The organism is Paracidovorax wautersii, assembly GCF_900113035.1.
GTDB lineage: Bacteria > Pseudomonadota > Gammaproteobacteria > Burkholderiales > Burkholderiaceae_C > Paracidovorax > Paracidovorax wautersii.
Genome location: NZ_FONX01000001.1, coordinates 421,744 through 442,265, shown reverse-complemented (window position 1 = coordinate 442,265; position 20,522 = coordinate 421,744). Strand labels below are relative to the sequence as shown.

14 protein-coding genes and 1 pseudogene are annotated in these 20,522 nt (G+C 71.6%); 6 read left to right on the top strand and 9 right to left on the bottom strand.

What is annotated here, in order from left to right:
- Positions 1–59: 59 nt before the first annotated feature.
- The 5 genes and pseudogenes from cobA to BM070_RS01845 all read right to left on the bottom strand — a co-directional run bounded on the left by cobA (position 60) and on the right by BM070_RS01845 (position 7,020).
- Positions 60–908, bottom strand: coding sequence for a uroporphyrinogen-III C-methyltransferase (cobA, locus tag BM070_RS01865; protein ID WP_092937013.1), 849 nt, complete (start codon positions 906–908; stop codon positions 60–62).
- Positions 905–1,828 (bottom strand): DNA-binding protein YbiB, encoded by a 924-nt coding sequence (gene ybiB, locus BM070_RS01860; protein ID WP_092937011.1) that lies wholly within the window; start codon positions 1,826–1,828, stop codon positions 905–907. Before ybiB ends, cobA begins: the two co-directional genes overlap by 4 nt.
- Positions 1,829–1,986: 158 nt before the next feature.
- On the bottom strand, positions 1,987–4,848 hold the full coding sequence (locus BM070_RS01855; protein ID WP_092937009.1) for a nitrate reductase: 2,862 nt from the start codon (positions 4,846–4,848) through the stop codon (positions 1,987–1,989).
- A 133-nt stretch (positions 4,849–4,981) separates the two neighbouring features.
- Positions 4,982–6,226, bottom strand: a pseudogene (locus tag BM070_RS01850) (NAD(P)/FAD-dependent oxidoreductase); the annotation flags it as partial.
- A gap of 416 nt (positions 6,227–6,642) precedes the next feature.
- A complete protein-coding gene (locus tag BM070_RS01845) occupies positions 6,643–7,020 on the bottom strand; it encodes an Hsp20/alpha crystallin family protein (RefSeq protein ID WP_092937005.1) in 378 nt (125 codons plus the stop codon).
- 246 nt (positions 7,021–7,266) lie between these two features.
- Here BM070_RS01845 and BM070_RS01840 point away from each other — a divergent pair, with 246 nt between their 5' ends.
- The 3 genes from BM070_RS01840 to BM070_RS01830 all read left to right on the top strand — a co-directional run bounded on the left by BM070_RS01840 (position 7,267) and on the right by BM070_RS01830 (position 11,923).
- The gene (locus BM070_RS01840) at positions 7,267–8,217 is read left to right on the top strand and encodes a DUF2242 domain-containing protein (protein ID WP_245785065.1); all 951 of its coding nucleotides are present in this window, start codon (positions 7,267–7,269) and stop codon (positions 8,215–8,217) included.
- Positions 8,218–8,323: 106 nt separating this feature from the next.
- Positions 8,324–9,607: a branched-chain amino acid ABC transporter substrate-binding protein gene (locus BM070_RS01835; protein ID WP_092937001.1), complete on the top strand. Its 1,284-nt coding sequence runs from the start codon at positions 8,324–8,326 to the stop codon at positions 9,605–9,607.
- A gap of 198 nt (positions 9,608–9,805) precedes the next feature.
- Positions 9,806–11,923 (top strand): esterase-like activity of phytase family protein, encoded by a 2,118-nt coding sequence (locus tag BM070_RS01830; protein ID WP_092936999.1) that lies wholly within the window; start codon positions 9,806–9,808, stop codon positions 11,921–11,923.
- Positions 11,924–12,015: 92 nt separating this feature from the next.
- On the opposite strand, the gene mltB is transcribed toward BM070_RS01830, so the two are convergent.
- The 4 genes from mltB to BM070_RS01810 all read right to left on the bottom strand — a co-directional run bounded on the left by mltB (position 12,016) and on the right by BM070_RS01810 (position 17,262).
- Positions 12,016–13,143 carry a lytic murein transglycosylase B gene (gene mltB / locus BM070_RS01825; protein ID WP_092936997.1) on the bottom strand — a complete coding sequence of 376 codons (1,128 nt, stop codon included), beginning with the start codon at positions 13,141–13,143 and terminating at the stop codon, positions 12,016–12,018.
- A 28-nt stretch (positions 13,144–13,171) separates the two neighbouring features.
- Positions 13,172–15,220: a transglutaminase TgpA family protein gene (locus BM070_RS01820; protein ID WP_092936995.1), complete on the bottom strand. Its 2,049-nt coding sequence runs from the start codon at positions 15,218–15,220 to the stop codon at positions 13,172–13,174.
- Positions 15,221–15,317: 97 nt separating this feature from the next.
- Complete coding sequence (locus BM070_RS01815) at positions 15,318–16,331, bottom strand: DUF58 domain-containing protein (protein ID WP_434803156.1); 1,014 nt, start codon at positions 16,329–16,331, stop codon at positions 15,318–15,320.
- A gap of 10 nt (positions 16,332–16,341) precedes the next feature.
- Complete coding sequence (locus BM070_RS01810; protein ID WP_092936991.1) at positions 16,342–17,262, bottom strand: AAA family ATPase; 921 nt, start codon at positions 17,260–17,262, stop codon at positions 16,342–16,344.
- Between the two features lie 36 nt (positions 17,263–17,298).
- Here BM070_RS01810 and BM070_RS01805 point away from each other — a divergent pair, with 36 nt between their 5' ends.
- Genes BM070_RS01805 through BM070_RS01795 form a run of 3 tightly spaced genes read left to right on the top strand, consistent with a single transcriptional unit; the run spans position 17,299 to position 20,398 of the window.
- On the top strand, positions 17,299–18,258 hold the full coding sequence (locus BM070_RS01805; protein ID WP_092936989.1) for a histone deacetylase family protein: 960 nt from the start codon (positions 17,299–17,301) through the stop codon (positions 18,256–18,258).
- A gap of 59 nt (positions 18,259–18,317) precedes the next feature.
- Positions 18,318–19,124, top strand: a complete 807-nt coding sequence (locus tag BM070_RS01800; RefSeq protein WP_092936987.1) for an enoyl-CoA hydratase — start codon at positions 18,318–18,320, stop codon at positions 19,122–19,124.
- A complete protein-coding gene (locus BM070_RS01795; protein ID WP_092936985.1) occupies positions 19,106–20,398 on the top strand; it encodes a mechanosensitive ion channel family protein in 1,293 nt (430 codons plus the stop codon). Before BM070_RS01800 ends, BM070_RS01795 begins: the two co-directional genes overlap by 19 nt.
- The last annotated feature ends 124 nt before the right edge of the window (positions 20,399–20,522 follow it).

The following is a 20,522-nucleotide window of genomic DNA, read 5'->3' as shown; positions in this document are numbered from 1 at the left end:
GAGGGGCTGGGCGGTTTTCTTCGCGGTGCGTCGCTGGGGTCTTGCGGATCGGCCTTGGATCAGCCGGCGTGCCGCAGCGGGGGCGGCGGCGCGATGGTGGTGCCGTCGGTGGCGGAGGCCAGCCCCTGCGTGGCGGCGGCCACGCCGCTCACCACGTCGCCGATGACGATCACCGAGGGGCTGCCGAGCTGCTCGCGCTCGATGGTGGCGTGCAGCTCGCCCAGCGTGGTGAGCGCATGCCGCTGGCAGGGCAGGCTGACGTGCTGGATGACGACCACGGGCGTGCTGGCGGGCAGGCCGGTGAGCAGCTCGTCCTGGATGTGCTGGGCGCTGCTCACGCCCATGTAGATGACCAGGGTGAGCTTGGCTGCGCGGGCGGTGGCGGCCAGCTGGCGCCAGTCGGTGCCGGCGTCGCCGGGCTTGGCGTGGCCGGTCACGAAGATCACGCCGTGGGCATGCTCGCGGTGGGTGAGGGGCGTGCCCAGCAGCGTCATGCCGGCCAGGCCCGCGGTGATGCCGTTGATGACCGTCACCTCGATGCCGGCGGCGCGCAGGTGTTCGACCTCTTCGCCGCCGCGGCCGAAGATGAACGGATCGCCGCCCTTCAGGCGCACCACGTTCTCGCCCTCGTTCACGGCCATGACCATGAGTTTTTCGATGAAGGCCTGCGGCGTGCTCTTGCAGCCGCCGCGCTTGCCCACGTGGACGATGCGCGCCGTGGGCGCGGCGTGCGCGATGACTTCGTCGCTCACCAGGTCATCGACCAGCAGCACGCTGGCCGCCTGGATGGCCTTGAGCGCCTTGAGCGTGAGCAGTTCGGGATCGCCCGGGCCGGCGCCCACCAGCGTGCAGGTGCCGCGCAGGGCGGTGCCGCCTTGGGTGTGGAACGTGGGGGTGGGGCGGGTCATGGACGGGTCTCCGTGGTGATTGTGGTGCTCAGACGCAAGATGTGTTCCACCTGCCGTGCCAGCGCAGGCGGCACCGGCAGTTCGCCCGCCAGCACGCGGCGGGTGTAGCCGGCGGTGGTCTGCACGTCGATCTCTGCGGGCAGGCCGGATACCTCGCTGGCGGTGCCGGGCTGCTGCTCTTCCAGCAGCTGGTGGGCGCCGGCCACGAAGGCGTCGTAGCGGGGCGTGCGGCGCGGGTCGGCCGCCACTTCGCCTTCCAGCCCGCGCGAAAGCAGGGCATGCATGCCCATGCTGGCGAAGGTGGTGCAGAGCATGTCGAAGTATTCGGGATGGGTGTAGCTGGTGACCACCAGGGCCGGGCCGGCGCAGGGGTTCATCAGCTTGGCCACGCTGTGGCCGGGGTTGCGCAGGCCGATCACCTCGCGCGCGGCCAGCAGGCGGGCCAGGCCCGGGTGCAGGCGGTCGGTGCGCAGATGGGCGACGCGGCCGTTCGCGATCTTCTCGGGCGCTTCGAGCGCTGGAATGCCCAGGGCTTCGAGCACGTCGGAGGCCAGGATGCGGCGCGCCTCGGTACGCATGCCGTGCAGCAGCACCGGCAGGCCTTCGCGGGCCAGCAGCAGCGCCAGCAGGGGCGTGAGCACCGGCAGCTTGCGCGCGCCGTTGTAGCTGGGCAGCACGATGAGCGGCGCGTCGCCGGCCGGCACCAGGGCCATGCGGGCGTGCACCGCGTCGAGAAAGCCGCACATCTCCTCGCTGGTCTCGCCCTTGATGCGCATGGCGATGCAGAAGGCGCCGACCTCCAGGTCGGTCACCTGGCCGTCGAGCACCTGGCCGAAGAGGTCGGCGGCCTGTGCGCGGTCGATGGCCTTGGCGCCGCGCGCGCCGCGGCCGATTTCCTTGATGTACTGGCTGATGCCCATGGCGGCTTGGCTGGAAAGAGAGAAGAAGAGAGGAAAGGTGCGGAACGGGGTGCGAAGAACGCGGCAGGGCCGGGCAGCGGGTGCGCCCGGCGAACCCGCGATTGTCCCGCAGGTCAGATAACCAGCCGTTATATGGTGCCGAGAAAATCCGCCGCCGCTCACGCCGGCTGCAGCCCCCGTTCCGTGGTGGGCGCGGCAGCCGCCGTGGCGCGCACCATGCGCTTGAGTTCGGGCACGCAGGAGCCGCACTGCGTGCCGCAGCGCAGCGCGCCCTGCAGCTGCGCGAGGCGGTCCGCATCGCTGCCGTGGCAGGCGGCCAGCTGCGTGGCGATGGCCGCGTCGGTCACGTTCAGGCACACGCACACCGGCTTGCCGCGCGACTGCACGGCCACGGGCGGCGTGGCACTGGGCACCAGCAGCAGGCGGCCGTAGGCCTGGGCGGGCAGCTCTTCCTGCAGCACGGTGCGCAGCCAGGCGCCCGAGCGCGTGTCGCCGCCCAGCAGCACGGCCTGCAGGGTGGCGCTGCCGTCCGCCGCGCGCGCCAGCCGGGCGCTGCGGTGCTGGCCGCGGCGCCGGTCCTGGTAGCGCACGGTGTCGGGCGCATCCAGGCACAGCAGGCGCTCGATGCGTGCGAGCAGATCGCCTTCGGGCGCCTCGTAGGCCGCGCCGCGCAGCAGCACGCCGGTGCGCGGGCGGGCGCCCTCGGCCGCGGCGGATGCGAAGGGCACGCAGCTCGCGAAGGGCAGTTCGCGCATCAGCGCGGCCAGCTGGCTGCGTGCCGCCAGGGCGTCGCCTTCGGGCAGCCAGGCCAGGGCCAGCAGGTTCCAGGGCAGCTCGGCCTTGAGCACCTTGACGGCGGCGTGCTTGAGTTCCGGCTGCTTGGAGCTGGGGCAGTAGGCCGAGGTGGTGAGCGCGTTCACGCCCGCCAGCGGCTGGCCGGTGGACGATCGCCCGCCGAGGTATTCGCTGCCCCAGTGCATGGCCATGAAGACCTGCTGCCGCGCCAGCGTGGCGTCGGGCTGCACCGGCACCACGATGGAGCCGCGCTTGGAGGTGACGTGGACCAGCTCGCCGCCCGCCAGGCCCTGCTGCGCCATGTCGTCAGGGTGCATCTGCAGGCTGGGTTCGGCCACGTGGCCGAACAGGCGCCCCAGCGTGCCGGTGCGGCTCATGCCATGCCACTGGTCGCGCAGGCGGCCGGTGGTCAGGCTGAAGGGCCAGCGCGAGACGGGCGGCTCGGCCAGCGGCTGCCAGGCGTGGGCGGCGAAGCGGGCGCGGCCGTCGGGCGTGGGGAAGACGCCGTTTTCGTAGAGCCGTGCCCGGCCGGCGGTGGCGCCTTCGGGCATCGGCCACTGCTGGGGGCCGCGTTCCTGCAGCAGGCGCCACGAGAGGCCGGTGATGTCCAGGTCGCGCCCGCGGGTGCTTTCGCGGTGCTCGTTCCAGATGGCTTCGGCGCCCGCGTCGGCATCGTGCGTGGAATAGGGAAAGAGGCTGGGCGCGCCCGGGCGCAGCCGCGCTTCGAGGCGGCGCGCGAACTGCACGGCGGCCTGCCAGTCGTGGCGGGCCTGGCCGGGCGCGGCCACGGCGGGGCGCACGCGGGAGATGCGGCGCTCGCTGTTGGTGACGGTGCCGGTCTTCTCGCCCCAGGTGGTGGCGGGCAGCAGCAGGTCGGCGAAATCGCAGGTGGCGGTGGTGGCGAAGGCTTCCTGCACCACGACGAACTCGGCGCGCTCCAATGCGCGGCGCACGGTGGCCTGGTCGGGCATGCTCTGGGCCGGGTTGGTGCAGGCGATCCAGAGGGCGCGGATCTCGCCGTCGGCGGCGGCCTGGAACATCTCCACCGCCGTCTTGCCGGGCCGGGCGGGCACGTCGGCCACGCCCCAGTGCGCGGCGACTTCGGCGCGGTGCTGGGCGTTGCCCAGATCGCGGTGGGCCGAGAGCAGGTTGGCCAGGCCGCCCACCTCGCGCCCGCCCATGGCGTTGGGCTGGCCGGTGAGCGAGAACGGCCCCGCGCCCGCCCGGCCGATCTGCCCGCAGGCCAGGTGCAGGTTGATGAGTGCGGCGTTCTTGGCCGTGCCGTGGCTGCTCTGGTTCAGGCCCTGGCAGTAGAGGCTGAGCGTGGGCCGGCGCTCGGCGTGCTTGTTGCCGTCCGCCCCGGCGAACCAGCGCGCCGCGGTGACGATGTCTTCCGCCTTCAGTCCGCAGACCTGGGCGGCGCGCGCGGGCGTGCAGTGCAGCACCAGCGGCAGCAGGCTCTCGAAGCCGCGTGTGTGGCGCGCGATGTAGTCGCAGTCCACCCAGCCTTCGCGCAGCATCACGTGCAGCATGGCGTTGAACAGCATCACGTCGGTGCCGGGCAGCAGTGGCAGGAACAGGTCGGCCGAGCCCGCGGTGTCGGTGCGGCGCGGGTCGGCCACGATCATCTTCATGCCGGGGTGGGCGGCGCGGGCGGCCTCGATGCGGCGGAACAGGATGGGGTGTGCCCAGGCCGCGTTGCTGCCCACGATGAAGAGGCACTGCGCATGGTCCACGTCGTCGTAGCAGGCGGGCGGCGCATCGGCGCCCAGCGTGGCCTTGTAGCCGGCCACGGCGCTGCTCATGCACAGGCGGGAGTTGGTGTCGATGTTGTTGGTGCCGATCAGGCCCTTGGCGAGCTTGTTGAAGACGTAGTAGTCCTCGGTCAGCAGCTGGCCCGAGACGTAGAAGCCCACCGCGTCGGGGCCGTGCCGGGCGATCACGTCGTCGAAGGCCTGGGCGGCGGTGTCCAGCGCCGCGTCCCAGCCCAGGGCCTGCAGCGGGCCGCCGCGTTCGCGGCGCTGCAGGGGTTCGAGCAGGCGCGTCTGCAGCGTGACCGCGTTGGTGGCGGTGAGGTGCAGCGTCGAGCCCTTGGTGCAGAGCCGGCCGTAGTTGGCCGGATGGTCCGGGTCGCCGCGCACGCCGGTGATGGCCTGGCCGTCGGTTTCGATGAGGACGCCGCAGCCGACGCCGCAGTAGGGGCAGGTGGAACGGGTGGCTTGCATGGGGCGAGGTCGTTGGGTTTCAGGGGTTCTGGGGCTGTAGCGCAGGTTGGGAGCGCGCCTGCAGCTATTGTTTCGATAGCGTTCCGGTGGCTGTGGGCGAGGTGGCGGGTGGCGCGGCCTCTTCGGCCGGCGGCTCGCCGAACATCAGCAAGTCGCGGATCTCCGTCACCGTCATGCCCGCGCGCAGCAGGCGCCAGTACCAGTTGCCGTCGGCCGTGTCGCCGTAGAGGCAGGCGCCCACCAGCCGGTCGTCCTTGAGCACCAGCTTCTTGTAGATGCCGCCGGCCGGGTCGCTCATCACGATCTCTTCCGTGCCTTCGCCGCCCTGGAAGTCGCCCGCGCTGAAGAGGTCGATGCCGGTCACCTTGAGCTTGGTGGAGACCAGCGAGCCCTGGTAGCGCCCGATGCCGTGCTGCGCCAGATGGTTGGCCAGCACCCGGCCCTGCTCGAAGAGCGGCGCCACCAGCCCGTAGGCGATGCCGCGGTGCGCGGCGCACTCGCCCACGGCGTAGATGCGCGGGTCGGTCACGGTCTGCAGGGTGTCGCTCACCACGATGCCCCGGTTCACATGCAGGCGCATCTGCTCGGCCAGCCGGGTGTTGGGGCGGATGCCCACGGCCATCACCACCAGCTGGGCGGGGATCTCGCTGCCGTCCTGGAAGCGCACGGCGCGCACGCGGCCGGCCGTGCCCGTGCCTTCGCCGGCATCGGCATCGGCATCGCCCAGCAGCGCCGCGGTCTGTGCCTTGAGCCGGAAATGCAGGCCGCGCTGCTCCAGCGCCCGCTGCAGCAGGCCGGCGGCGGTGGCGTCGAGCTGGCGCTCCAGCAGCCAGTCGCCCACATGCACCACGGTCACGTCCATGCCGCGCTTCATGAGGCCGTTGGCCGCCTCCAGGCCCAGCAGGCCGCCGCCGATCACCACCGCCTGCCGGTAGCGGGCGGCGGCGTCGATCATGGCCTGGGTGTCGGCGATGTCGCGGTACGCCAGCACGCCTTCCAGGCCGTGGCCGGGCACCGGCAGCATGAAGGGGTTGGAGCCGGTGGCGAGGATCAGCCGGTCATAGGGCGTGCTCACCGTCTCGCCGGCCGCGTTGGTGGCATGCACCACGCGGCGCACGCGGTCCACCTCGGTCACGGTGCAGCCGGCATGCAGGGCGATGCCGTGCTGCGCATACCAGTCCCAGTCGTTGAGGATGATCTCGTCCAGCGTCTGCTCGCCCGCCAGCACGGGCGAGAGCAGGATGCGGTTGTAGTTCGGGTGCGGCTCGGCGCCGAAGACGGTGATGTCGTAGAGGCCGGGCGCGATCTTCAGCAGCTCTTCGAGCGTGCGCACGCCGGCCATGCCGTTGCCCACCATCACCAGCCGGGGTTTGTCCATCGTCGCCACTCCAGGTCAGGGCGGCGCAGTGCGCACGCCGAACACCAAAAAGAAAAGGCGCCCACACGGAGCGCCCGGCCTCTTCAATGGCCCGACACCCGTGGGGACGCCTTCGTCCTGGCCGGCAGCGCTTTCCGTCGTTGGAGCGGCCGGCTATGCGGGGCTTCAAGCAATGGCTGTGCCAGTACGGCGATGGATTCGTGCCTGGAATGGCCTGCAGCGCTGGTTGTTCCTGGGTGGGCAGCTATCTTTTGCATAGCGTTGGCGCGCGTGCCGGCCGCCGGGGGTGGGCGGCGGGTGGTGGACGGCGCGGGCGGTGCACCAGCGCAGTGCACCGCCTGGGCATGGCGCATGGCCTGCGCGGCCACGAAAAAAGGTGGCCGAAGCCACCTTTCTCGGGGAATGCCCGCAGGCGCTCAGGCAATGGTCAGCTGCTGGGCGCGGCTCACGGGCACCACCTTGGCCAGCACCAGCGTGAGCACGCCGTTTTCCAGCTTGGCGGAGCTGCCGGCTGCGTCGATCTCGTCGGCCAGTTCCCAGGCGCGCTGCACCTGGCGCGGGGCGCCCTCCACGCTGGCCAGGCGCACCTGATGGCCTTCGATGGTGATGGAGAGCTGCTCGCGCGAGAGGCCCGGCACGTCGAGCTGCAGGGTCACGGTCTTGTCGTCCTGCGAGACCTGGGTGCCCGGCTGCTGGGGCGCGGCCAGGGTGCTCTGCAGGAAGCGCTGCAGCGACAGATCGGCGGCACGGGGCGATTGGAACGAAGCGCGGCGGATGACGGGGGTGAAAAGCATGTTGACTCCAGTTGGTTGGGTTTGGCGGAGCTTGGGTGTTCTTGGCATCTTTTGCCTGAACTTGCCTTCCGCTTGGATCGAACATGCGACCGTGTTTTTGCATTTCAAGAGCCTTTTTTTCAGCCCTCGCCACCAGCACCCTGGCCGTGGGTTGAACCCCGCATGGCCGCGGGACTCTGAGAGCCTGTTGACGCAGTGGTGACCTGCGCGTCGGCACAATGCTCGATTCGACTGGAACCCATGCCCATGAACCTCACGCTTCGTCCCCGTCACGCCCTGTCCATCGGCGGCACGGCCCTGGCCGCCCTCGTCTGCACGGTGCTGGCGGGCTGTACCACGGTGTCCGATTCGATGCCCGGCCTGGCCGGCGCAGCCCGGTTCGATCCGGACGATTTCGAGAGCATCAACGTCCACACCCGCCACATCAACGCGCCCAAGGCCCAGGTCTGCGAGGCGGCCCGGCGCGCGCTGCTGAGCCAGGGCTACCTGGTGAACACCGCCACCGATGACATGGTGGCGGGGCGCAAGTATTTCCAGCCCTCCACCGACATCCACTACGAAGTGGAGATGCGCGTGGTCTGCGCCCCGGAGGGGGCGGACGGCAAGCACACGGCGGCCTTCGCCAGCGCGCTGCAGGACCGCTACGTCATCAAGAAGATCAACAACTCCGCCTCGCTGGGCGTGGGCGCGCTGGGCTCGCTGTCGCTGCCCGTGTCCGCATCGGACGACACCCTCGTCAAGGTGGGCAGCGAGACGGTGACCGACAAGCGCTTCTACGAGCGTTTCTTCGAGCTGTTCGGCCGCTTCGTGCAGCCCCCGGCCGCGCCCGCGCCGGAAAGCGCCACGCCCATGCTGGTCAAGCCCCAGTCGCAGATCGAGGAACGGGCCCTGCCGGCGGCCCAGCCCGTGCAGCCCGCCGTACAGCCGGCCGTTCGACCCGGCACGCCCGCAGGCCCGACCGGGGCCGCCGAGCCTGCAGCGGCGCCGGCGGCTTCTGCCTCGGCCGCGGCTGCCGCGCCGGCCGCCCAAGGCGCTGCGGGCTCGGCAGCCAACGCCAGCGCGGCCAGTGCTGCCAGCGCGGACAGCACCGCCGACCTGCCGCTGCCCGCCCTGGCCGACGCCACCTTGCGGGCCGATTTCTCCGCATCCGGCGATGACGCCGCCGCGGTGTCGGCCAGCGGCGCGGCACGCCCCTGACCCCGCGCGGCTACACTGCGCCGCTTTTTCACGGGCCGGCGCCCCGCATCACCGCATGCGCGGGCGGCGGCCTTTTCCGTTCCTTGCCGTATCCGGTGTGCCTTCCATGACTCTTTTCTCGCGTCGCCGTGCCTGCCAGGCCGGCGCCCTCGCCGCGCTCTCGGCCGCCGCAGGGGGCCTGGCCCGAGCCGCCCAGCCCGCTGCCGCGCCCATTCCGCTCGCGCTGATCGAAAGCCTCTCGGGCCCCTTCGCCAATACCGGCGAGGCGGTCTTCCGCAACGTGCTCTGGGCCACGGAGCGCGTGAACGCGCGCGGCGGCGTGCCGCTGCCCGGCGGCGCCCGGCCGCTGGCGGTGAACCGCTACGACAGCAAAGGCCAGAACGAGGAGGCGCTTTCGGCGCTGCGCTCGGCCATCGACGACGGGGCCCGCTTCGTGATGCAGGGCAACTCCTCGGCCACCGCGGCGGTGCTGATCGAGGCCATCAACAAGCACAACGAACGCGATCCGTCGCGGCGCGTGGTGTTTCTCAACTACTCGGCGGTGGACCCCATCCTCACCAACGAGAAATGCAGCTTCTGGCATTTCCGCTTCGACGCGCATGCCGATATGCGCATGGCCGCGCTGATGGAGGTGGTGCGTGACGACCGCTCCCTCACCCGCGCCTACCTGATCGGGCAGGACTACAGCTTCGGCCAGGCCGTGCTGCGCGAGGCGAAGCGCCAGCTCGCCGCGCAGCGCCCCGACGTGGCCGTGGCCGGCCAAGAGCTGCACCCCGTGGGCCGCGTGAAGGACTTCGCGCCCTACGCCGTGAAGATCAAGGCCAGCGGCGCGCAGGCCGTCATCACCGGCAACTGGGGCAACGACCTGACCCTGCTGGTCAAGGCCGCGCGCGAGGTGGGCTACGACGGCATGTTCTACACCTTCTACGGCAACGCCCTGGGCGCGCCCGCCGCGCTGGGCGATGCCGGCGTGGGCAAGGTGGTGGCCGTGGCCGACTGGCTGCCCAATCTGCCCACCGCGCAGAGCGAGGCCTTCTACCGCGCTTTCCGCCAGCGCTTTCCCAAGCCCGCCGACGACTACGTCCACATGCGCATGCAGCTCATGGTCGAGGCGCTGGCCCAGTCCATGGCCCGCGCCGGCAGCACCGATGCGCTGGCTGTGGCGCGGCAGCTCGAAACCGCCCAGGTGCAGCTGGCGGGCCAGTCCGGCCACATGCGCGCGGGCGACCACCAGTTCCAGCAGCCGCTGGTGGTGGGCGTGATGGACCGCCTGGGCGCGCCGGGCGTGAAGTTCGACGTCGAAGGCTCGGGCTACGGCTTTCGCGTGGTGCGGCAGATCGCGGCCGACAAGGCCGAGCAGCCGTTCACCTGCCGCATGCAGCGGCCCTGAGGCCGCCGGCGGCCAGCGCAGGGCCGGGGCGGGAATGCGGAGGAATCCGGGAGAAGTGAAAGCGTCATCACGCTGACACGAAGGTGTTTTGCAATCGTCACGCCCGGACGGATAGCCGGGCGCTACGGCCGGCGCAGCCTGCGGGCGGCCTTTGGCACTCCTTTCGGCATCCCTCCCCCTTCACTCTGCGGCATTCCCATGGCACGACCCCTTCCCCTTTTCAAGCCCACCCTCGTCGCGCTGGCCCTGGCCGGCGCGTTCTCCCTGGCCGGTTGCGGTGGGGGCGATGGCGATTCGAGCGCCTCGGCGGCCACGCCGCCCGCCGGCAATGGCGGCAGCGGCGGCGGTGGTGGCTCGGGCGGCTCGGGCGGTGGCTCGGCCACCGTGCGCATGAACGGCACCTTCCTCGATTCGGCCGTCGAAGGCCTGGCCTACCGCGCGGCCAGCGGCTCGGGCACCACCGATGCCCAGGGCCAGTTCAGCTGCGTGCAGGGCGAGACGGTGGCGTTCTCGCTGGGCGGCGTGGCGCTGGGCCAGGCCGCCTGCGGCAGCGTTCTCACGCCGCTGGATCTGGCGGGCACGGCCGACAGCACCGATGCCAAGGTCGTCAACCGCCTGCAATTGCTGCAGAGCCTGGACGAGGACGGCGACCCCGCCAATGGCATCCGCATCACCGCGGCCTCGGCGCAGGCGCTGGCCGGCAAGTCCATCGACCTGGCGCAGGCCGGCGATGCCTTCGGCTCGGCGCTGGCCGCGCTGCTGCCCGCAGCCAACGATGCCCGGGGCCTGCCCTACAACCTGCGCGACACCAGCGGCACGGCCCGCCAGCTGGCGCGCGAGCATTTCGAGAACACCCTGGCCACGGCGCTGGCCAAGCCCATCACCAGCACCGTGGCCGACGGCGTGGCCGGCGCCGTGCAATACACCAAGTACGTGGTGCAGGCCGATGCGAGGTTCTTCGTGCCCTACGAAGGCGACAACGCGGCCGTCAAGCGCGATTTTCCGCAGGGCTTCTACCCGGCAGCCGGCTCGGGCCTGGCCTTCAAGGGCCGCGCGGCCGATGGCTCGCTGCAGTTCTACGGCGTGACCGACCGCGGCCCCAACGGCGACGGCCCCACCGCGCCCACCCCGGCCGACACCACGAAGACCGGCGCCAGCAAGGTCTTCCCGGCGCCGAGCTTCGTGCCCTCGCTGGGCCTCTTCAGCGTGGGCAAGGGCGGAGCCGTGCTGCAGTCGCTCACGCCGCTGTCGGTGAGCGACACGGTCAAGGCCAGCGGCCGGCCGCTGCAAAGCGGCGTGGGCGCCACCATGGAAACCCCGCTGACCGACAGGCTGGTCTATGACGCCGCCAAGGCCGGCTTCGACGCCAACGGCATCGACCCCGAATCGGTGGTGGTGGACGAGGCGCGCAAGGCGCTCTGGATCTCCGACGAATACGGCCCCTTCATCGCGAAGGTGGACCCGGCCACCGGCCGCATCCTGAAGAAGTACCAGCCCGGCACGGGTGCGGCCGACCTGCCGCTGGTGCTCTCCAAGCGCCGCGCCAACCGGGGAATGGAAGGCCTCACCCTGGACAAGAGCAGCGGCGTGCTGCACGGCTTTTTGCAAAGCCCCATCGACGACGGCAAGGCCACGCTGGCGGCCACCGGCAAGAGCGAGAAGGTGCAGAACTACGCCCGCTTCCTGCGCTGGGTGGCGTTCGATCCGGCCACGGAAACGAGCCGGCTCTACGCCCTGCCGGTGGATGCGGCCCTCTACAAGGACGGCAAGACCGGCAACGCCAAGATGGGCGATCTGGCCTGGCTGGGCGGCAGCCGCTTCATGGCGGTGGAGCAGGGCGCCGGGCCCGACGGCAAGGTCTTCAACTGGCTGGTGCTGATCGAGATCCCCACCAACGCCACCGACATCACCGCCTGGGGCAGCGACCTGGAAAAGAGCAGCATGTCCGGCAAGGCCGTCAACGGCGCCGACTTCTCCACCGTCGTCACCCTGCGCAAGACCCGGCTGCTGGATCTGAACGCCGCCGGCTGGGTCGCCGAGAAGGCCGAGGGCCTGGCGGTGGTGGACGCCAACACCGTGGCGCTGATGAACGACAACGACTTCGGCCTGCGCTCCATCCTGGTGGATGCCAACGGCAAGGAAGTGGCCGGCAGCCTGGAAGACTGCACCGTGAACGCCCAGGGCCAGATCGTCGCGGGCTGCCCCGCCGGCACGGCCGGTGCGCGCGTGGCGCCGGGCGTGGCCAGCGAGCGCCCGGTGCGCCTCTGGCTCATCAAGTTCCCGCAGGCGCTGACCAGCTACAAGATGCCGCAGTAAGCGCTGCGCTGTGCGCGCTCAGGGCGCTCCCTTGGGCCCTGCCTTCCTTGCCCGGAAGGCGGGGCCTTTTCACATCGTAGGGCGATGGCGCGCTAGCGGGCGCGCGCCGCCGCCACCTCGCGCCCCAGCGTGTCCACGGCCAGGGCGTAGTAGCTCGACCAGTTGTAGCGCGTGATGGCGTAGAAGTTCTCGGTGCCGGCGATGTAGGTGGGCACGTCGCCGCCGTTCTGCAGCTCCACCAGCGCCAGGGGGCCGGCGTGCGCGGCGCCCGCGCCCAGGGGCTGGGCGCCGAGTTCGGCCATGCGTGCGGCGCTGAAGGTGGGCAGGATGTCGGGCGCCAGCAGCTCGGGCAACTGCAGCCGTTCGGCGTCGAATCGCACGTCGAACCACACCGGCATGCCGGTCTTCCAGCCGTGGCCCTTGAAGTAGTTGGCGACCGAGCCGATCGCGTCCGCCGGGCTGTTCCAGAGGTCGATGCGGCCGTCGCCGTCGTAGTCCACCGCATAGCGCACCCAGCTCGAAGGCATGAACTGGCCCAGGCCCATGGCGCCCGCGTAGCTGCCGCGCGGCGTGAGCGGGTCGGTGCCGGTGCGGTCCATGAGGCTCAGGAACTGTTCCAGCTCGCCGCGGAAGAAGGCCCTGCGTTCGGCGGCGCGCGGGTGGGCGTCGGGGAAGTCGAACGACAGCGTGGCGAGCGCGTCGATCACGCGGAAGCTGCCCATCTGCTGGCCGTAGATGGTCTCCACACCGATGATGCCGACGATGATTTCGGCCGGCACGCCGTATTCGCGCTCGGCGCGGGCCAGGGTCTCGGCGTTCTCCTGCCAGAAGCGCAGCCCGGCGCGGATGCGCACCGGCTCGACGAAGCGGCCGCGGTAGGCGCGCCAGTTCTTGGCCGTCTTGCCCGCGGCCGGCGGCAGCATGAGGCGCGGCACCTGCGGCAGCAGCCGGGCCTGGCCGATGGCCTGGCGCACCCATTCGCGGTCCAGGTTGCGGCGGGCGGCGATGTCGTCGGCGAGAGCCATGGCGTCGGCCCGGTCGGCGTAGAACACGGGGGCGGGCTGGGCCTTGGCTGCGGCTGCGGAGGCGGCCGTCTTTTTCTTCTTCGGCGTGGATTGCGGGTGATTCTGGGCTGCAGCGCTGATGGAGAGCGCGCAGGCTGCTATGAAAAGCGTAGCGATACGGGAGGATCGGGAAAGTCGGGCGAAGTCGGCGGTCATTGAGCGGGCGCGGGTTCGGCGGTTTCGGTCAGCGCGAGGTGGGTGGCCGGGCGGCAGGCCAGCGCAGGCCGCGCAGGCGGCGCTGCAGGTCGGCCAGCGTCTCGGCGGGATAGGCGGCGTAGCGGGCATTTTCCATGCGCAGCAGCCAGTCGGCGCAGTCGTCGGCCGCGGGGCCGAAGTGCGCGCGGGCGCGCTCGGCCAGGGCCCGGGGCGGCAGGTGGGCGGGCAGGGGCAGGCCGGCGCGGGCCAGGCGGTGGCGGGCGCGCTCCAGCAGGCGCAGCCAGGGGTCGTGCCGGCGGCGGCGCCAGCCGGCCCAGGCCGCGCCGCCCAGCGCCGCGGCGGCCATCAGGCCGGCCAGCAGGCGGCCCAGGTCCTGCCAGTCGGGCGAGCGCACGCCCAGGGCGCGCAGCAGGTCGAACTGGCGGTCCTGCGTGTAGTTGAGCACCCACTGGTTCCAGCGGGTGTTGACGGCGTCCCAGGCGGCGCGCAGGGTCTGCACCATGCTGGGGGCGATCACCGCGTCCATGGCGTTGCCGAACACGCCGCGCGGCGCCTGCAGCCGCTGCAGCGCGCCGATGCGCCCGGGCGAGACGGCGCCCGTCGGGTCCACGCGCACCCAGCCGGTGCCGGCCTGCCAGACCTCGGCCCAGGCATGGGCGTCGCTCTGGCGCACCGTCCAGGCGTCGTCGAAGCCGTTGAACTCGCCCCCCTGGTAGCCGGTGACGATGCGCGCCGGCACGTCCAGCGCCCGCATCAGCACGACGAAGGCCGAGGCGATGTGCTCGCAGAAGCCCGCCTTCACGTCGAACCAGAAGGCGTCGGCCGTGTGCTCGCCATAGACGCCCGGCTCCAGCGTGTAGGTGTAGCCGCCGGTGCGCAGGCGGTCGAGCACGGCCTGAACATAGGCCGGCGTGCCGCCTGCCGACAGGGCCGGGTCGGCGCGCATCTGGGCGGCCAGGGCCAGCGTGCGCGGGTTCAGGCCCGGCGGCAGCTGCAGGTAGGGCTGCAGCTGGCGGGTGCGCTGCAGCGGGCCGTGGCTGAAGCGCAGATGGCTTTCGGCGCGGTAGCGCAGCACCTCGGCGATGGGGCGGCTGGCCTGCCAGCTGAGATCGGGCGACATGAGGGCGCGCATGCCGGCGGGCAGCTCGGGCGGCTGCTGGGTGGCGTCCAGCGCCAGCAGCCAGCGGCGGCGGTGGGGTTCGATTAGGGCTTCGTAGCGCACGGCATCGCCCTGTACCTGCAGCTGGGCGGGCGCGGGCGGCGGGTCCAGCGTGCCGCCGGAGGAGGGCGCGCCCAGGGCCCGCCAGTGGCGCCCGTCGAACACGCTGAGCACCGGGCCGCGGAAGTAGAGCTGGTTCTGCGGCGGCGGCCGGCCGCCGGGCGTGTCGAAGCGCACGCGCAGCGCCACGCCCTCGTCCAGCGCCAGGCGGGTGACCTGGCCGATCTCCATGTCGTCGGAGAGGCCGCTGCGCCCGCGCGCCTCGTCGGCCGGCATGCCCCAGAGCGGCGCCATGCGCGGGAAGAGCAGGAAGAGCGCCAGCATCACCGGCGCGCCCAGCAGCATGAGCCGCGCCGCCATGCGCAGCGACAGCGCCAGCGGCGGCCGGCCCACCGGCAGGTGCGCGTTGACCAGCGCCGTGAGCAGGCCCAGCAGCGCGACCAGCATGGCCGCCGCCGTGGCGAGCGACTGCGTGACGAAGAAACAGCTGAGCAGCGTGAAGAAGCCCAGGAAGAAGACCACCATGGCGTCGCGCCGCGCGCGCAGCTCCAGCGTCTTGAGCGCGAGCAGCACCACGATGAGCGTCACGCCCGCCTCGCGCCCGACGATGGTGCGGAAGGTGGCCAGCGTGAGCCCCACGGCCAGCACCAGCAGCGCGCCCGTCAGCCAGCGCCCGGGCAGGGGCCGGCCCTGCCAGGTGAGCGTGCCGCGCCAGAGCAGGACGGCGGCGGCGAAGGCGCTGGTCCAGCCGGGCAGGTAGGGCACCTGCGGCGCGATCACCCAGGCGATGACGGCCAGCAGGAACAGCGTGTCCCGCGCATCGCGGGGCAGGCTGGCCAGGGTCCGGCGCAGGTTCACGGGTGGCCTCCCGGGTGCAGATTGCTATCGAAAAGATAGCTGCATGCGCTCGATCTGCAAGGGCTGCGGGCGGAAAAGGCCATGGGGTAGGGCGTTTTCATGACAGCGCCAGCGCCTCCAGGCAGCGGTGGCGGTGGGCGGCGCCGGTGTCGGGCGCGATCTCCACGCCGGGCAGCCGCAGGCCGTATTCCACGCCCAGGCGGTCGGCCTGGATGACCCAGGCCGCCAGGCGCGAGAGGCGCCCCTCCGGGTCGGCCAGGCTGGTGAGGGCGGGGTCGAGCCACAACGCCTGGCGCTGGGCCTGCTGTGCGTCGCGGCTCACCAGGCCGTCGGTGCCGGCGGCCAGCGCCTGGGCGGCCTTCTTCCAGACCACCAGCTTGAGCGGGTCGCCGCGCCGGTAGGCCCGCACGCCGTCGAATTCGCCGATGCCCTGGGCCGGCGCGCTGCCGGCGCCGCCGGCCTGGGGCTCGCCCGCGGGCAGCGGCGGCGGGGGCAGCTCCGGCTGCGGATAGACCAGCAGCTGCGCGGCGGGCCGCCAGATCGTCCAGACGCGGAAGGCGCCCAGCGGAAAGCGCGTTTCCGCCGTGAGCGCGGGCACCTCGTGCAGGCCGCGCCGATGCGGCTGGAAGGCCACCTGCACGGTGGCGCTGCCCGCGCCGGGCACGTCGGTCCACACCCATTGCCCGCTGCCGTGCAGGGCCAGCGCGATGCCGTGGCGCGGCGCCGTGCGGGTGCTGGAGAGCTGCACCTGCAGCGTGGCGCCGCCGCCCAGGAACTGCGGCTCCGGCGGGCTCAGGCGCAGCGACAGCCCGCGCAGCGTGCCGTGGCCCACATGCATGCCCGCGACCGCGCTGCCGGCCAGCAGGAAGGTGAGCAGATAGCCCAGGTTGAGCTGGAAGTTGATGGACGCCACCAGCAGCACCAGCAGCGTGGCGGCCAGCATCCAGCCCGCGCCGGTGGGCAGGATATAGACGTTGCGCTGCGTGAGCTCGGCCGTGTCGCTGCGCGGCAGGCGCGAAAGCCACCAGCGCTGCCAGCGGCGCCTGGCGGGCGCCAGCAGGCCGGGGCGATGGCCCGGCGTGGGGGCGGCGGGCTGGGCGGGTTCGCTCACGCCGGCGCTTTCAGGGCAGCGGCACGGCCTGGGCCATGGCGCGCACCTGCTCGGCCGCGCCCCGGCCGGCATCGCCCACGGGGACGAGGCGGTGGGCGATGGTCTGCGGCAGCACGGCCTGCACGTCGTCGGGCGCCACGTAGTCGCGCCCGGCGATCAGCGCCTGCGCCTTGGCCGCGCGGATCAGCGCGATGCCGGCGCGCGGCGAGAGGCCCTGCAGGAACCAGCGGCCAGAGCGGGTGGCGGCGATCAGGTCCTGCACGTAGTTCAGCAGCGGCTCGGCCGCGTGCACGGCCAGCACCTGGCGCTGCAGCCCGGCCAGTTCGTCCTGCGAGAGGAGCGGCAGCAGCGAATCGACCAGGTCGCGCCGGTCGCTGCCCGCCAGCAGCAGGCGTTCGGCGGCGCGGTCGGGGTAGCCGATGGAGATGCGCATGAGGAAGCGGTCCAGCTGCGACTCGGGCAGCGCGAAGGTGCCCAGCTGGTCGTGCGGGTTCTGCGTGGCGATCACGAAGAAGGGGTGGGGCAGGGAGCGCGTTTCGCCTTCCACCGAGACCTGCTTTTCCTCCATGGCTTCGAGCAGCGCGCTCTGCGTCTTGGGGCTGGCGCGGTTGATCTCGTCGGCCAGCAGCACTTGCGCGAAGACCGGGCCCGGGTGGAACACGAAGGACTCGCGGCCGCGCTCATAGACCGACACGCCCGTGAGGTCGCTGGGCATCAGGTCGGCGGTGAACTGCACGCGCGAGAACTGCAGCCCGAAGGTGCGCGCCAGGGCATGCGCCAGGGTGGTCTTGCCCACGCCGGGCACGTCCTCGATCAGCAGATGCCCACCCGCCAGCAGGCAGGCCACGCAGTCCTGGACCTGCGCCTTTTTGCCCACAATCACCGTGTTAAGCTGGTTCAAAAGCGACTGGATCTTGGGCTGTGCATGCATGGCCGGACGTTATCCGAAAAAGTTTGGGGACAGGCAATGACTGTGAGCAAGACGGGCTATTTCACCCACCGCGACTGCTGGAAGCACGAGATGGGTGCGGGCCATCCGGAATGCCCGGCGCGGCTCGACGCGATCGAGGACCGTCTGCTCGTCACCGGCGTGGCCGACGCGCTGGAGCGCTTCGAGGCGCCGCAGGCATCGCTGGCCGACATCGAGCTGGCGCACGACCGCATGTACGTGGCCTCGCTGCGCGGCATGACCGACCGGCTCGTCGAAGAGCTGCAGGCCGGCGGCCCGGCCCATGCGCAGATCGACCCCGACACCTCCATCAACGCCCACACCTGGAACGCCTCGCTGCGCGCCGCCGGCGCGGCCCTGGCCGCCACCGACGCGGTGATGGCCGGCGAGATCGAGAACGCCTTCTGCAGCGTGCGCCCGCCGGGCCACCATGCCACGCGCAACAAGGCCATGGGCTTTTGCTTCTTCAACAACGTGGCCGTGGCCGCGCGCTATGCGCTGGAGCGCTACAAGCTGCACCGCGTGGCGGTGGTGGACTTCGACGTGCACCACGGCAACGGCACCGAAGACATCCTCTCGGGCGACCCGCGCGCGCTCATGGTCAGCATCTTCCAGCACCCGTTCTACCCGTTCAGCGGCGACGCCGACCCGGCGCCCAACATGCTCAACGTGCCGGTGGCAGCCTATACCAAGGGCATGGACGTGCGCGAGATCGTCGAGATGCTCTGGATCCCGCGCCTGGAGGCCTTCAAGCCCGAGATGATCTTTGTCTCCGCCGGCTTCGACGCCCACCGCGAGGACGACATGGGCCAGCTCGGCCTCACCGAGCAGGACTACACCTGGATCACCCAGCGCATCAAGGACGTGGCGCGGCGCTTCAGCAAGGGCCGCATCGTCTCGTGCCTGGAAGGCGGCTACATGATGGACCCGCTGGCGCGCAGCGTCGAAGCGCACATCCGCGTGCTCGCCGATCTCTGACCCCTCTTTCTCTCCCGCGGCCGGCCGTGCGCGGACGCGGGGCTTTCCCTCCGCCTGCCATGACCGCCACCCCGCAAGACCCCACCCGCGCCCCGCTGCGCACCGAACGCGACGCCCGCGGCGTCGTCACCCTGACCCTGGCCGACCCCGCCCGCTTCAACGCGCTGGGCGAGCCGATGCTCGCCGCGCTGCAGCAGGCGCTGGACGACGTGGCGCGCGACGAGGGCGCCCGCGTGGTGGTGCTGGCCGCCGAAGGCAAGGCCTTCTGCGCGGGCCACGACCTGAAGGCGATGGCGCAGCGGCCCGAGCAGGCCTACTACCAGAAGCTCTTCGCGCAGTGCAGCCGCGTGATGCTCGCCATCCAGCGCCTGCCGGTGCCGGTCATCGCGCGCGTGCAGGGCATCGCCACCGCGGCGGGCTGCCAGCTGGTGGCGCAGTGCGATCTGGCGGTGGCGAGCAGCGCGGCGCGCTTTGCCACCAGCGGCATCCACTACGGCCTCTTCTGCGCCACGCCCAGCGTGCCGCTGGTGCGCAACCTGCCCGCCAAGCAGGCCATGGAGATGCTGCTGACGGGCGACTTCATCGATGCCGAAACGGCCCGTGCCCAGGGCCTGGTCAACCGCGTGGCGGCGCCCGAGGCGCTCGATGCCGAGGTCGAATCGCTCGTCGCCGCCATCCTGCAAAAGCCCCGCGCCGCCATCGCCATCGGCAAGGCCGTGGTCTATCAGCAGCGCGAGCTGGGCGTGGACGCCGCCTACCAGCTGGCCGGCCAGGCCATGGCCCTGAACATGATGGACGAGGCCGCCCAGGAAGGCGCCCGCGCCTTCGCCGAAAAGCGCTCGCCCGCATGGAAGGCGCAGCCGTGAGCGAGCTGTTCGACCGCCTGCTGCGCGACTTCAACCACTCCAGCACCTGGCTGGAACTGGCCGTGCTGGCCTCCTGCCTGGCCGTGGCCTTCGGCGTCAGCCGCGCCGTGGGGCGCAACCAGCCGCCCGACTCGGTCTGGTTCGGCCGCCGCACCTTCGACGGGCTGATGTTCCCGCTGCTGGCGCTGGCCCTGGTCTATGCCGGCCGCGCGGGCGTGGAGCACTACCAGCCGGTCTTCGTGCTGCGCGTGGCGGTGCCGGTGCTGAGTTCGCTGGTGCTGATCCGCTTCTTCGCCCGCGTGCTGGCCACGGCCTTTCCGCGCTCGCCCGCCATGCGGCTGGTCGAACGCATGATCTCGTGGCTGGCCTGGGGCGTGGCGGTGCTCTGGATCGTCGGGCTGCTGCCCATCGTGCGCGAGGAGCTGGCCGGCATCGGTATCAGCTTCGGCAAGACGCAGACCAATCTGCTGATGCTGCTGCAGGGCGTGCTCTCGGCCGCGGCGGTGATGGTGATCGCGCTCTGGGTGTCGTCCACCTTCGAGCGGCGCGTGCTCAGCAACGCGGTGGCCGATCTGTCGATGCGCAAGGTGGCCGTGAATGCCACGCGCGCGCTGCTGCTGCTCATCGGCATGCTGTTCGCGCTCTCGGCCGTGGGAGTGGACCTGACGGCGCTCTCGGTGCTGGGCGGCGCGGTGGGTGTGGGCCTGGGCTTCGGGTTGCAGAAGCTGGCCTCCAACTACGTGAGCGGCTTCGTCATCCTGCTGGAGCGCTCGCTGCGCATCGGCGACAACGTGCGCGTCGATGGCTTCGAGGGCCGCATCACCGACATCAAGACCCGCTACACGCTGATCCGCGCGGGCAACGGGCGCGAATCCATCGTGCCCAACGAAACCCTCATCACCCAGCGGGTGGAGAACCTCTCGGATGCCGACCGCAAGTTCAACATCACCACCAACATCACCGTGGGCTACGACAGCGAGTTGGCCCAGGTGCAGCAGATCCTGTGCGCGGCAGCGGCCGCCCAGCCGCGCGTGCTGAAGGACCCGGTGCCGGTGGCCTACCTGGTCAACTTCGCGCCGGACGGGCTGGAATTCAGCCTCAACTTCTGGGTGAGCGACCCTTCCGCCGGCACGGTCAACCTGCGCTCGGCCATCAACATCGCCATCCTCGACGGGCTGCGCGCGGCCGGCATCGACATCCCCTATCCGCAGCGCGTGGTGCAGATCCGGCCGGCCGCGCAGCCCGCGCCCCCTGAGCCGCAGGCGACACCTTGAGCGTGCGGATGCGGGGCTATAATCCAGAAAAAGCACGATCGTTCTTTTTTGTCCCCAAGCCCTGGAGGGCCGCGCTGGTCGGCCCGGGCGAGAGCCCGGACATAGAATGAATCCGGTTTACGTA